10 protein-coding genes are annotated in these 12,955 nt (G+C 70.0%); 7 read left to right on the forward strand and 3 right to left on the reverse strand.

Annotated elements, in window-relative coordinates; translation table 11 throughout:
- Nucleotides 1–131: 131 nt before the first annotated feature.
- Together ABD808_RS38055 and ABD808_RS38060 are read right to left on the reverse strand one after the other, a co-directional pair.
- The gene (locus ABD808_RS38055; RefSeq protein ID WP_344908302.1) at nt 132–2,282 is read right to left on the reverse strand and encodes a SpoIIE family protein phosphatase; all 2,151 of its coding nucleotides are present in this window, start codon (nt 2,280–2,282) and stop codon (nt 132–134) included.
- Between the two features lie 350 nt (nt 2,283–2,632).
- Nucleotides 2,633–3,202 carry an HhH-GPD-type base excision DNA repair protein gene (locus tag ABD808_RS38060; RefSeq protein ID WP_344908305.1) on the reverse strand — a complete coding sequence of 190 codons (570 nt, stop codon included), beginning with the start codon at nt 3,200–3,202 and terminating at the stop codon, nt 2,633–2,635.
- A gap of 213 nt (nt 3,203–3,415) precedes the next feature.
- Between ABD808_RS38060 and ABD808_RS38065 the strand changes: the two genes are divergently transcribed.
- The 6 genes from ABD808_RS38065 to ABD808_RS38090 all read left to right on the forward strand — a co-directional run bounded on the left by ABD808_RS38065 (nt 3,416) and on the right by ABD808_RS38090 (nt 9,365).
- Nucleotides 3,416–3,664, forward strand: a complete 249-nt coding sequence (locus ABD808_RS38065) for a hypothetical protein (protein ID WP_344908308.1) — start codon at nt 3,416–3,418, stop codon at nt 3,662–3,664.
- Nucleotides 3,665–3,812: 148 nt separating this feature from the next.
- On the forward strand, nt 3,813–5,351 hold the full coding sequence (locus ABD808_RS38070; RefSeq protein ID WP_344908446.1) for a hypothetical protein: 1,539 nt from the start codon (nt 3,813–3,815) through the stop codon (nt 5,349–5,351).
- Between the two features lie 99 nt (nt 5,352–5,450).
- On the forward strand, nt 5,451–6,980 hold the full coding sequence (locus ABD808_RS38075; protein ID WP_344908311.1) for a TY-Chap domain-containing protein: 1,530 nt from the start codon (nt 5,451–5,453) through the stop codon (nt 6,978–6,980).
- Nucleotides 6,981–7,156: 176 nt separating this feature from the next.
- Nucleotides 7,157–7,909, forward strand: a complete 753-nt coding sequence (locus ABD808_RS38080) for a LamB/YcsF family protein (RefSeq protein ID WP_344908314.1) — start codon at nt 7,157–7,159, stop codon at nt 7,907–7,909.
- Nucleotides 7,906–8,520 carry a 5-oxoprolinase subunit PxpB gene (pxpB, locus tag ABD808_RS38085; RefSeq protein ID WP_344908317.1) on the forward strand — a complete coding sequence of 205 codons (615 nt, stop codon included), beginning with the start codon at nt 7,906–7,908 and terminating at the stop codon, nt 8,518–8,520. Before ABD808_RS38080 ends, pxpB begins: the two co-directional genes overlap by 4 nt.
- Nucleotides 8,517–9,365 carry a 5-oxoprolinase subunit C family protein gene (locus ABD808_RS38090; protein WP_344908319.1) on the forward strand — a complete coding sequence of 283 codons (849 nt, stop codon included), beginning with the start codon at nt 8,517–8,519 and terminating at the stop codon, nt 9,363–9,365. Before pxpB ends, ABD808_RS38090 begins: the two co-directional genes overlap by 4 nt.
- A gap of 7 nt (nt 9,366–9,372) precedes the next feature.
- On the opposite strand, the gene ABD808_RS38095 is transcribed toward ABD808_RS38090, so the two are convergent.
- A complete protein-coding gene (locus ABD808_RS38095) occupies nt 9,373–11,952 on the reverse strand; it encodes an AAA family ATPase (protein ID WP_344908322.1) in 2,580 nt (859 codons plus the stop codon).
- A gap of 183 nt (nt 11,953–12,135) precedes the next feature.
- On the opposite strand from ABD808_RS38095, the gene ABD808_RS38100 reads away from it, so the two are divergent.
- Nucleotides 12,136–12,939 carry a ribonuclease HII gene (locus ABD808_RS38100; protein ID WP_425549028.1) on the forward strand — a complete coding sequence of 268 codons (804 nt, stop codon included), beginning with the start codon at nt 12,136–12,138 and terminating at the stop codon, nt 12,937–12,939.
- Nucleotides 12,940–12,955 lie beyond the last annotated feature (16 nt).

A 12,955-nucleotide genomic window follows, 5' to 3' on the forward strand; every position in this document is an offset into this window, starting at 1 on the left:
CACAGGGTCAAGCATTCTGGCACTGCTGCGCATTCCACCCTTGAAGTCCTACCCGGTAACTCTCCACCTTAGAGGGCGCGGGACGGTCCTTCGTACGTGCTGAGCCGTCTTCGCGTCGTCTCCGGCGCGTGTCAGGCGTGTTTGGGCGGGACGTGCAGCGCAAGCACGGTCACATCGTCTACCTGCTCATACCCGGCAAGCATCCGATCGACCAGGAAGTCGACGAGTCTCTCGGGATCTCCTACCACTTCAGGTGGGGCGTCCGCCGCGACGGCGACAAGCTCCTCCAGCCCTGCGTCCACCCCACGCCTACGGTTCTCCACAAGTCCATCGGAATAGAAGACCACAGTGTTGCCGGTCTCGATGGAAAAACTTGTCTGCTGTCGCTGGCTCGGCCACCCGAGGGGCGTGCCGGGCTCCCGCGTGCTGACGCGCGCGGGCGTGTCAGGCGAGATCAGGAGGGGTGGCGGGTGGCCCGCGTTGCTGAATTCGCCGTGCCCGGTCTCGGGGTCGATGACCGCGTACGCGACGGTGGTGAACTGTTCCTCGTCCTCGGTGGCGCTGAACAGCCGGTCGAGCCCGGCCAGGACGGCGGCCGGACGCGCGTCGTTCAGCGCGAGGGCACGCAGAGCGTTGCGGACGCGCCCCATCCCGGCTGCGGCCAGAACACCCTTGCCCATGACGTCGCCGACCGCGATGGCGAGCCGGTCGTCGGAGAGGCGGAACACGTCGTACCAGTCGCCGCCGACCTGCACGTGGCGGGTCGCGGGGTTGTAACGGGCGGCCAGCACCATGCCGGGCAGTTGCGGCAGGTCGCTGGGCAGGAGGCTGCGCTGGAGCTCCTCGGCCGTCCGGTGTTCGCGCTCGAACAGCAGGGCCCGCTCCACCGCCAGGGCGCACTGACCGGCGAGCGCTTCCAGGAAGACGCGTTCCTCTTCGGTGATCTCCCTGGGACGGGTGAACGAGAAGCGGAGGGCTCCTATCGGGGCACCCGCCGCGAGGAGCGGAAGACCCACCCAGGCGCGTTCTTCGAGGTTCTGGGCGAACAGGTCACGTTCGCTGTGGCCGAGTTGGATGCGCAGGCTGTCGGGGTGCTCGGCCAGAAACGGCCGACTTTCGCGCACGGCGACCGACATCACGGTCTGGTCGCTGACCTTGAATCCGCCGTCGCGGGACGGCGGGCTGGTCTCGGCCTCGGTGCCCGGCTGGGACGGGGCGACGATGCTGAGCCGGAGCTTGTCGTCGTCCAGCAGCGCCACCGCGGAGTAGTCGGCGCCGATCGCCGACCGGCCCACCTCGGTGATGACCTGGACGACCTGGGACACGGTCAGCGCCTCGGCGAGCATCGAGGTGGCCTGCTGGAGGCGCGCGGTGCGCAGCGCCGCCGCCGACAGCTGCTCGGTCAGCCGACCGCGCATCTCCTCGGCCTCACGCTGGCCGGTGACGTCGGTGTTGGCGCCGACCCACTCGATGACCGCGTCGCCCTGCCAGATGGGCACGGCGCGCACATCGAAGTGCCGATAGGTGCCGCTCTTGGTGCGGATGCGGTAGTTGGTCTCGAAGACGCGGTTCTCGTCGACGCAGTCGCGCCAGGCGACCTCGATGCGGGGACGGTCCTCGGGGTGCACGACCGACAGCCATCCGCCGACCGCGTAGTCGTCCGGGGTCTGGCCGGTGATCGCGCGCCACTCGGGCGCGTCGTCGATCACGCCACCGGCCGGGGCGGCGACCCACACCACCTGGGCGCTTGCCTCCACGAGCGAGCGGTAGCGCTGCTCCTTGCGCCGAATGACCTCTTCGGCCCGGCGCCGGTCGGTCACGTCCAGCGCGGTCAGGACGACGCCCTGATGCTCGCCGCCCGGATCCTTGGCGGGCAGCCACGAGCAGGCCAGGATGCGCTCTTCGAGCGCCGTCGTGACGCCCGCGGGCTCCGTGGCCGCGTCTTCCGGCGTGGACGCACTGTCGGCGGGAACGACCAGGTCGAGGTCGCTCAGCGGACGGTTCTCGTCGATCACCTTGCGCAGTGCCGTCTCGAAAGCGGACGCCACCGTGTCCGGCAGCACCTCGCCCGGCCTTCGCTGGTGCAGGTCCCCCACGGGCACGCGCAGCAGCGCGGCGAGGGCGTCGTTGGCCCTGCGGCACCGCAGATCGCGGTCGAAGAACGCCAGCCCGGCGGGGGCCTCGGTCAGCAACGTCGCGTACAGCGCGGCGTCGGACGCGTCCATGGGCTGCCCCTCCACCCCTGATGCGCGGGGATGCGGAACGGACGTCTCGGTGCTCATGGACAACACCTCCGCCCCAGAGGGTCCCGTACCGCGCGGCAATTTTTCATCACTATGAGTGAATGGGAGCAGGCTAGCGCTCCCGCCTCCATCACAACACCGGTTGGAGTCAGGTATTCATCATCTCGATGGTTCGCCTCGTACGGAAGCCCTGCTGAAACATCGTTGCCCCCTTCGGTCCCGGCGAACCCGTCGGATTCGGACACCGTCGCGGAAGACCCCTCAGGGAGGTCCGCCAAGACGGCGAGTAGGAGATGTTACGCGCTCAGGTGTCACAGGGCGTGGTAACCCCGGGGACGACTCCTGGAGCGCCTCCGGCAGCACAACGCGCGCGAGGTCGGCCGAGTTTCCTACTTCGCGGCCTTCTGTTCCTGCTTGAACGCCCGGACCTTGGCGAGGGTCTCGGGGCCGGTGATGTCGGCGACGGAGCGGTGGGAGCCCTCCTCGCCGTACGCCCCGGCGGCCTCGCGCCAACCCTCCGGCCGAACCCCGTACTGCTTGCCCAGGAGCGCGAGGAAGATCTGTGCCTTCTGCTTGCCGAAACCCGGGAGGGCGTTGAGGCGCTTGAACAGCTCCTTGCCGCTGTCCACGCCTTTCCAGACCCTCTCCGCGTCACCGTCGTAGTTGTCCACGAGGTACTGGCACAGCTGCTGGACGCGCTTGGCCATGGAACCGGGGTACCGGTGGACGGCGGGCTTCTCCGACAGCAGCGCGGCGAACCGTTCGGGGTCGCGGGCCGCGATCTCGTGCGCGTCGAGGTCGTCGGCGCCGAGCCGCTGGGTGATGGTGTAGGGGCCGGTGAAGGCCCACTCCATCGGGACCTGCTGGTCGAGCAGCATGCCCACGAGCGCGGCCAGCGGACTGCGTCCGAGCAGCTCGTCGGCTTCGGGACGCTGGGCGAGATGAACCTTCGTGGCCATGAGGCCAGCTTAGAGCCGGTCCGGATCCCCGTCAGAAGGGTCGCGCGGACGTCCCGCCCGGTCGCCGGGGCGCCCGGGCCGACCGGGCGGGGGCCGAGCCGAGTCCGTTCAAGGACATCTCAAATTTCGCCCAACGACACTCAGAACACATTGACACTCGTCACAAAAGCGCTGGAATGGGACATCAGACCCCGTGCGCGGAGGTATGCGCTGATGCCTGCACTAGCCGATCACCGGAGCGACACCCGTGACGCGCTCGCCCGGCGGCTCTGTGACGAGTTCTCGTCGTTCCCGTCGGACACGGTGCGCAGATGCGTGACCGACGTCCAGGCGCGCATGGCGCATCTGGGTTTGGAGGCCACTCCCACCAGGGTCGAACGGATGGCGCGCGAACACCTCACCGGACGGTTGAAATCGCAGCCGCCCTCCGTTCACGTCCAGGCGGACGGTGTCGACGGCTGACCCGCCCTTCGGACGTGTCTTGGGACACCGCCCTCGCCTGATCTGAGAGGCTAGAAGGGTGAGTCCCCGTAGCCGCCACCGTCCCTCCGGGGAACCGGGCCGGGACGGATCGGCGCTCCAGGGCGAGGTCTCCGCGATCTTCGACGGCATGCTGCAGCACGCCCGCGAACTGCTGGCCGTGCGCAGCCCCCTGGACGCCGAGCTCATCGTGAGCGAGATCCTCGGGTCGTGGTGGGGGCAGCGGGTCCCCGAGGGCGACGTCGAGGAGGTCATCGGCGAGGCCCTGGTCGACTACGCCGCGACCGCCCGGACCCCTGCCGCGCTGGCGTTGCTCATCGGCATCGCCTATCTGGGCACGCCCCGGCAGGCCGCCAAGGCCGAACGCGCGGCGCTGGACCTGATGGGCAGCGGCGTCGCCAGACCGGGGTGGGCCGACGGCGTGGGGATGGTGGCTCCGGCGGAGTGCTTCGTGTCCAGGGACGTCTACGGCGACCAAGACTCCATCATCTGCATCTACACCTATCGCGGGGCTGAACGGCACGCCCTGGTGGTCCTGGTCGATCGGAACAAGGGCGGAGACACCCGGTCGTCCACCGACCTGTTCGTCCCGCGCCCGCGCGTGCGGCGCCCGCAGACACCGGGGATGGTGCGGGACGCCTGGGTGTCGTCCCACGTCGACCGGCTCCTGGAACACTGCCGCCGGGAGGGTCGCGACAACCCGCTGATGCGGTTCGAGCCCTACGACTCACGGGACGCCAAGGCGTTGCTGCGCAGCGCGTTGAACGTCACCAACGACACCTACGATCCGCCGGTTAACGAGAACTTCGGGTCGTACCACGCTTTCGTTCGCGCACGTGTGGACATCCTTCCGCCCGGTGGGCGCCTGCCGCAGGCCCCGGTGTACGGACGCGACCGGAGGGCGACGATCGCGGCGAGGTTCCTGGCGTCGGACGAGGCGGAGGACCTGTCCGACCTTTCCGCCGCCAGCCGGTGCGCCGACCGCATCATCGAATACGGATGCATCCTCGATTTCGGACGGCCTCTGCGAGTCAGTCCCGTCAAGTGCGAGATGTTCCTTCTCGACTGGCTGCCGCGGAAGGTGCTGCTCTCCCCCACCGAGCAGGAGGCCGTGCCGCACGTGCTGGCCGCGTGGGTCCGGTGGGCGGGCAAACGCACGGGGCTCCCGGACGAGGGCGTCAGAGCGACGCTGGACGCCCTCTGGGACGCCACCGCGAAGTTCGCCGACGCCTACCGCGACCCGTCCGCATTCGGCCTCGACCGCGCGGTCGTCGACCGGCTGCTGCCCGACGGGGACCTGGAGGCGCTCCCCCGCCGCGCGTTCGCCCTGCCGTTCCTGTCCGGCACGCACAGGAGATCCGGGCGGCACGGTTATATCAATCTGTCCACCCTGAATCCCGCCGATCCCGACGACCGTCGCGTGATCCTCGAGTTCGAGCATCCCGGCGCCGACGAAGAACACCTTGACGCGCACGAACGGCTGGCGAAACGACTGTGGGACGGGGACCCGCCGCAGCTGTGGCACACCGCACAGTCGCTGCTCGACGTCGGCTTCGAACGGCATGAGATCCTGCACAGACTCATCGACGCCCTCGACCACTGGGGGGACGACCCGGAGGAGCTTCACGAAGCCCTGCGGGTGCTGCGCCACGAACCCCCACCGGAGTGAACTCCCGGTTTGCACGCGGCGCCCTCGGCGGTAATCATCAATTCTCGGACACGGTCTCGCGGGGGCCCGGGGCCCCGCCCCCGGTCATAGGGAGTGATCTTGTTGGAGTGGTCCGAGTTCGCCCGGCGGCTGGGTCGCGAGCTGGCGGGTCTCGAACGGGACACCATCCTCATCGTGCGGGAGCGCGATGAGAGCCGGCACTACGTCCAGGCCATGCGCGAGCCCGACCGGCTCTACGCCGAGGCGGTCAGCAACAACTTCCTCGAAGGCCCGCTGCTGCTCACGATGGCCGACGAGGAGATCATGAGCGATGTGGGCTGGCGCCCGCCCGCCGAGCCCGCCCCGCGCAACTGGTGGACGGAGCTGCCCGAGTTCGGCACGCCCGGCGGGATGCGTGCGGTGACCGGCGGCGACTTCTCGCGGCTGGCCGACGTGATGGTCACCGCGTTGCGCGACGTACAGGGCGTCCGGCGACCGTCCGACCTGGTGTACGAGTCGTTCCACCGGCACGGCACCGGGCTGATCGAGCTCAGCGACTTCGGTATCGACGTCGCCGACCCGTCGCGGGTGAACAGGCGCCGCGCCTCGACCGATTCCGTGCCCGATTCCCTGTCCGCTTCCCTGTCCGATCCGGTGGCCGACGCCATGTCCGATCTCACGTCCGACCGGCTGTCGGGTGAACCGTTCGTCGAGGTCGGTCCTCCGTTCGGCGAACCGCCGTCCACGGGACGCTCCCTACCGCTGGACGGTTTTCCCGGTCTGGACGCCGATCTGCTCGAACCCCGTCTCGCCGAGGCCAAGGCGAACGGTGACAACACCACGTACTTCCAACTGCTGGCGAACGCCGACCTGGTACTGCCCGCGACCGCACCCGCGGTGGAAGACCCCGACCGGGCCGAGTTCCCCACCATCGCGATCGGTAGCAGCACCTACGTCACGGTGTTCACCTCGCCGGGCGCCCTGGCCCGGACCGGGGACCGGCATCCCGGCCTGTACCGGCGCACCTCGTTCGCCCAGCTCGCCTCGGGCTGGCCGGATCCCACGTGGCGGCTGGCGATCAACTGGGGGCTGCCGAGTGAGGTGCTGCTGGACTCGTCCGTCATCACCCGCCTGCTCGGAGGGTCCGAAGCGACACCGCCGGTCGCGCCGGACGTGGCCAACCCGTACGGGACGGTGAATCCGAACGCGCTCGCTGGCCCGAATCCTGTGGTCGGTGGGTCGAGCCCATTGGTGAACGGTTCGGCACCGGGTGTCAACCACACGCCTGATGACTCCCACACCGCGATAGACCCGTACACGCTCGCCGAACTACAGGCGGCGCTCGAAGCGGACACGCCCGACCCTCGGGGCTCCGCCGCGCCGGAGCCGGTCATGCCGGAGGCCGTCGAGCCGCCGCCCGCCGAACCGGAACCCGTCTCGGCGCTCCCGCTCGGCGCGCCGACGAACAGAAACCCGGGCGCGCCCCCGGCGCGGCAGCCCGGCGGCCTCCCGCTGCGGCCGCCGCACGGCACCCGCCTGTGGCGCTCCACGGGTGAGGGCGAAGCGGCACCCCTCGCGGTCTACGACGCGATCGGCGGCGTGTGGGCGCCGGTGCGGACCGACGCCGTCCCGGCACCGCGCCCCGAATGACCCCGCACCCCGAGTGACCCCGCCGTTCCGTGGGGGCGTCAGGCCGCTGGAGGGCCTCTCCCGGTCGCAGACCTGACCCGGTGGACCGTCCAGCGACCCCGACGTCTCACAGGCGCGCACAGACGCGGCCGTGACCTGGTCGTCTGAGACGCGGAGATCGGTGGTAGGTCTTGGGCATGGCGGTCATCGACATCAACGCCGACCTCGGCGAGGGGTTCGGCGTCTGGGAGCTGGGCGACGACCTCGCGCTGCTCGACGTCATCACGAGCGCCAACGTGGCGTGCGGGTTCCACGCGGGCGACCCGCTGATCATGCGGCGGGTGTGCGCGGCGGCCGTGGCGCGCGGGGTGACGATCGGAGCGCAGGTGTCCTACCGGGATCTGGCCGGTTTCGGACGCCGCGAGATGGACGTCGCCGCACCGGAACTGACCGCCGAGGTCCTGTACCAGATCGCGGCGCTGGACGGCATAGCGCGCGCGGAAGGGGGCCGGGTGGCCTACGTCAAACCGCACGGGGCGCTCTACAACCGGGCGGTTCGTGACAGCGGCCAAGCGCGCGCGATTGCCGACGCGGTACGGGCCTACGATCCCGTGCTTCCCTTGTTGACCCTTCCCGGTTCAGCCGTGCAAGACGTCGCCGACGGGCTCACCGTTGTCGCCGAGTGTTTCGCCGACCGCGCGTACACGGCGTCCGGACGGCTCGTGTCGCGCCGTGAACCGGACGCCGTGATCCACGATCGGGGCGCTGTCGTCCAGCGCGCCGTCAGGATGTCCGTGGACGGGACGGTCGTGGCATCGGACGGCAGTGAGGTCACCCTCAACGCACGATCCATGTGCGTACATGGCGACACCCCGGGCGCAGTGGAACTGGCCCGGTCGGTGCGGGCGGCGTTGACGGAAGCAGGAGTCGCTCTGGAGCCGTTCGCGTGAGGGTGCTGCGAGCCGGTGACGCGGCACTGCTCGTAGAGGCGGGCGACCTCGCGACCGCGCACCGCTTGAACGCGGCCCTGCGGGACGAACCGCTCCCAGGGGTGGTGGATGTCGTCCCGGGTGAACAGACCGTCCTGCTGATCCTCGACCCGTCGGCTGACGTGGATGCCCTCGCCGCGCGTCTCCCCCGTTTGCGGCTGCCCGAGAACGCCGAACGCGACGCGGAGCCGGTGGAGATCCCCGTGATTTACGACGGCGCGGACCTGGATGAGGTCGCCGACCTCACCGGCCTGTCGCGCGACGAGGTCGTCCGCAGGCACTCCGCCGCCTCGTACACGGTCGCCTATCTGGGTTTCTCCCCCGGGTTCGGTTATCTGACGGGTCTCGACCCCGCGCTGCACGTGGCGCGTCGCGAGTCGCCACGGACATCGGTCCCGGCGGGTTCGGTGGCCATCGCGGGCCCGTACGCGGCCGTCTACCCGTCGCGGTCACCGGGCGGCTGGCGGCTGCTTGGACGCAGCGAACTGCGGCTGTGGGACGTGACGCGCGATCCGCCGTCGCTGCTCCGGCCGGGAACGCGCGTCCGGTTCGTCCCTGAGGGACCGGCGTGATCGAGGTGGTGCGGCCCGGGCCGCTGGCGACCGTCCAAGACCTCGGCAGGCACGGCCGGGCGCATCTGGGCGTCCCGAGTTCCGGCGCGGCGGACACGCGCGCCCACCGCCTCGCGAACCGGCTCGTCGGCAACCCTGAAAGCGCGGCAGAGGTGGAACTCACGTTGGGCGGGGCCGCGCTGCGATTCCACCGGCCCGCCTGGGTCGCGGTCACGGGAGCGCCTGTGCCGGTGCGCGTCGACGGCCTTTCCTACGGGACTAACGCGCCCTGCCATGTTCCGGAGGACGCGCTGGTCGAGTTCGGCACACCACGCTCGGGGCTGCGCAGTTATCTGTCCGTGCGCGGCGGTGTCGTCGTCGACGATGTCCTTGGCAGCCGTTCGACCGACCTTCTGTCCGGGCTCGGCCCGGCACCGCTCTCGTCCGGCGACCGTCTCGCGATGGGCGCCACCAAGGGACTCGGCGACATCCTCGTGGACGTGGCGCCCGTGCCGTCCATCCCAGAGACGCCGGTACTGCGCATCATCGCCGGGCCACGCGACGACTGGTTCACGGACGACGCGCTGACCACACTCACCTCCGCGTCCTACGTGGTCTCTCCGGACAGCAACCGTGTGGGGGTGCGGCTGGACGGGCCGCCACTGAATCGTGTCCGTGACGGTGAACTGCATAGTGAGGGCATGGTGACGGGTTCTCTCCAGGTGCCGCCGAGCGGAATGCCCATCATCTTCTTGGCCGACCATCCGACAACCGGTGGTTATCCGGTCGTCGCGGTGCTCGCGTCGTGTGCCGTCGCGGACGCCGCGCAGTTGCGCCCCGGCCAGAGTGTTCGTTTCCGCCTGTAGGCAGTGGTCAGGCCAGGCGGTGGGTGAGTTCGGCGAACGCGTCTCGCACATCGTCGGTGGTGAGGAGCGTGAGGTCGTCGGCGGTGGCGGCGTCGCCCAGTTCGGCGGCCCGCAGCGCGCGTCGCGCGCATGCCTTCTCGTACATGGACCGTGCGAAGCGGCCGTTGCCCAGTTCGTCGATCCTTCCCGCACCGCACGCGCGTTGGAAGACCAGGGCGAGGTCGTCCAGGGCACGTTCCTCCCAGTGGTCTCCGCCTTCCTCCGCGATGAGTTGGGCGATGCGCAGCAACTCGTCCGGCCCGTAGGAGGGAAAGTCGACGCGAACGTCGAACCGTGACGCCAATCCAGGGTTGGACGACAGGAAACGGTCCATCTCGGTCTCGTAACCGGCGAGGACGATGACGACACGGTCCCGGTCGTCCTCGGCACGCTTGAGGAGCGTCTGCACGGCCTCCGCGCCGAAGGCGTCCCCACCGGAATAACCCTGGTTGCTCAGCCCGTACGCCTCGTCGACGAACAGGACACCACCGAGAGCGGAATCCACGACCTTGTTCGTCTTGAGCGCCGTCGCCCCCAGGTGTTCGCCGACGAGGTCGGCGCGCTGCGCCTCGACCACTTCCGGACGCGCGAGCAGCCCGGCCGCGGCGAAGATGCGTCCGAGCACCCGCGCGACGGTGGTCTTCCCCGTTCCGGGCGGTCCGGTGAAGACGAAATGGCGGGTCGGCGGACGAGTGACCAGGCCCTGCTCCCGGCGCATCCGCGCGACCTGCAACTGGGCGGCGATCTCGCGGACCTGCCGTTTCACCGGTTCCAGCCCGATCATCGCGTCCAGCGAGCCGAGCGCCTCGTCCAGCGTCGGCGTCTCGACATAACCCCGGTACGGCTCGGTGACCTCGGCGAACGCGGCCTCGACGTCCTCGGCTCGCAGGGTGACCAGGTCGTCGGCGCTGGGCGTGGCGGGCCCGGCCCCCGCCGACACCGCGTCGACGACCCGCACGTCACGCGCGCGGGCCGCTGCCTCCGTCAGGGATCGCACAAACCGTCCGTTGCCCAGGTCGTCGACGATGCCGCGCCGTTCGACCTCCTCGAAGCGCACCGCGAGCCGCCGCCGGGCCTCCGGGTCAAGCCGGTCCTCGCGGAGGCCGGTGTGGTAGTCGGCGATCTGGAGCAGCTCGGACGGCCGGTACGACGGGAAGTGCACGCGCGTGCCGAACCGCGACGCCAGCCCGGGGTTGGAATCGAGGAACTCGGCCATCTGCGCGTCGTACCCGGCAAGGATGATGACCAGGTTGTCGCGGTCGTCCTCGGCGCGTTTCAGGAGCGCCTGCACGGCCTCGTCGCCGAACCGGTCGGGCTGCCCTTCGCCGGAGTTGATCAGGCTGTACGCCTCGTCGACGAACAGCACCCCGCCGAGGGCGGAGTCGACGAGCCGGTTGGTCTTGAGCGCCGTGGCACCGAGGAACTCGCCCACGAGATCGGCGCGGTGCGCCTCGACCAGCGACGGCTGCGGCAGCAACCCGAAGGCGTAGAAGATCTTGGCGAGGACGCGCGCCACGGTGGTCTTGCCGGTCCCGGAAGGGCCGACGAACACGAAGTGCCGCATCGGCTTCTCCGTGGGCACCCCGGCGGCGGCGCGCATGTGGGCCGCCTCGATGGACGCGGCGATCGACCGGACCTGGCGTTTGACCGGTTCGAGCCCGATCATGTCCTCAAGTTCGGCGAGGGCGTCTGCCACAGAAAGCTCCGGCGCCGCCTGCCCGTGGGTCTCCGCAGGGGCAGCGCGTTCTGCGGAGACGGTATCGGTCGCCTGCGCCGCCGCACGTTGCTCGTGGGCGGGCTGTTCTGTCGGGGCGGCAGCAGGTTCGTCGTCCGAAACTCGCCGACCGGGACGGCTCGGCTTGTCACCCTTGTCAGAGCGGTCCGGCCGGTCCCGCTTGTCGTTGCCGGACGGGTTCTTACGCGGGCCCACGGTCGCGTCCCCTTTCGGACCCGCCTGCTCCTGGACCCACCCCGTCTCGTAGGCCTCGGCGGGCACGGTCCGCCGTGCCTGGTCCCAGCGGTAGGCGAGGAAGGCGAGCGCCGCGAGCCAGCCGGGTACCACGCTCGCTTCCGGCAACGGATGCGCGACGGCAGCCGTCACCACACCGGCGGCGACCAGGGCGAGAAGTGTGGAACGCCACGGCTTGTACCCGCGCAACCGGAACGCGACAAACGCGACCGGAAGTGCGAGCAAGGCCAGCAGCAGTGCGGGGTTCAAATACGACGGATGCTCGTCGTCGGGGAAGAGGCGTCCCAAGGGCACCGACACCGCGAGCCACGTCACGATGACGGCGACGACCGCCATACCCGTGGGCGAACGCAACGTCAGATGGAAAACGACGAGCAGGATCGCCGTGAACGCGGCGGCCGCGAGGAACGGCCCGTCCAACACGACCGTGGCCGCCACCACCATGGCCACGAGGACGAGCCCGCCCAGGAACCGCACTCCCGGAGTGACCTGGAAATAGCGCCACCGCAGGCGCTCGAAAAGATCCCGCGCCGCGGCGTCCTTCGCCGTGCGGGAGCGAGACCTGCCGAACAAAGCCATCAGAAGCGAGTAAAGCGCAGGACCGCCCGGAACGGCACTCCCCGCGCCCGGTTCGTTGCCGTCGCCGCGCCCGCCTGGTACGGAACAAGAGAGACTTCCATCCCGGCACCAGGACATTTGTGCTGTCCGGAAGTAGGTGTTCGGCTCCCCATGGCGAGGCCGGTCGGCTGCGATGATGAGCGCATGGACTCCTCGCCCGAACCCACGCACGCCTTGCCAGGGCTCGACCCTGACCCTGCCGTATCGAAGAAGACGGCTTCCAAGGTGGCAGGACGTGCCGCGGGTTACGAAATCGAGGACGAGCTTCGGGCGGCGCCGTCGCGAAGCGGCCGTCCCGTCACGATCGCCGGAGTGGACGAGGTAGGACGCGGCGCCTGGGCGGGCCCCGTCGTGGTGTGCGCGGCGGTCACGGATCTGACTCCGCCACCCGTCCTTCAGGGGCGCGGCACCAGGACGGTCAGCCTGACCGACTCCAAGCTCCTCACCCAGGCCCACCGCGAGTCGTTCGCGGACGTTCTGCCGGGGTGGCTCACGGGCCACGCGATCGGCGCGTCCAGTCCCGAGGAAATCGACGAGGTCGGGATGACCGAGGCACTGCGGCGCGCCGCAGTCCGCGCGCTGGAGGCGCTGCCCGTCCCGCCCGATGTGGTCATCCTGGACGGCAAGCACGATTTCCTGAGCCGCCCTTGGCACGTGCGATGCGAAGTCAAAGCGGACCAGAGGTCGGTGACCGTCGCGGCCGCCTCCGTCTTGGCGAAGGTCCATCGCGACCGGCTCATGGCGGGCCTGGACGACGAATTCCCCGGTTACGGATTCGCGGACAGTGCGGGCTACCCGTCGCCCGTCCACCAGAAGACCCTCGCGGAATTCGGGCCGACTCCGCAGCACCGGCTGTCGTGGTCGTATCTGGACGACCTTCCGCGCTGGCGGCACCTCAAGAAGCACCGCGACCCGCTCGCAGGAGAAGGGCAACTCAGCCTCCTGTGACCCCCTGCGCGGTGCC

The organism is Actinomadura meridiana (genome assembly GCF_039537545.1).
GTDB lineage: Bacteria > Actinomycetota > Actinomycetes > Streptosporangiales > Streptosporangiaceae > Spirillospora > Spirillospora meridiana.

What these genes read in the sequence shown, in the direction of transcription:
- ABD808_RS38055 (WP_344908302.1), bottom strand. Translation starts at nt 2,282, where the DNA reads ATGAGCACCGAGACGTCCGTTCCGCATCCCCGCGCATCAGGGGTGGAG.
- ABD808_RS38060 (WP_344908305.1), bottom strand. Translation starts at nt 3,202, where the DNA reads ATGGCCACGAAGGTTCATCTCGCCCAGCGTCCCGAAGCCGACGAGCTG.
- ABD808_RS38070 (WP_344908446.1), top strand. Translation starts at nt 3,813, where the DNA reads ATGCTGCAGCACGCCCGCGAACTGCTGGCCGTGCGCAGCCCCCTGGAC.
- ABD808_RS38095 (WP_344908322.1), bottom strand. Translation starts at nt 11,952, where the DNA reads ATGGCTTTGTTCGGCAGGTCTCGCTCCCGCACGGCGAAGGACGCCGCG.
- ABD808_RS38100 (WP_425549028.1), top strand. Translation starts at nt 12,136, where the DNA reads ATGGACTCCTCGCCCGAACCCACGCACGCCTTGCCAGGGCTCGACCCT.
- ABD808_RS38080 (WP_344908314.1), top strand. Translation starts at nt 7,157, where the DNA reads ATGGCGGTCATCGACATCAACGCCGACCTCGGCGAGGGGTTCGGCGTC.
- ABD808_RS38065 (WP_344908308.1), top strand. Translation starts at nt 3,416, where the DNA reads ATGCCTGCACTAGCCGATCACCGGAGCGACACCCGTGACGCGCTCGCC.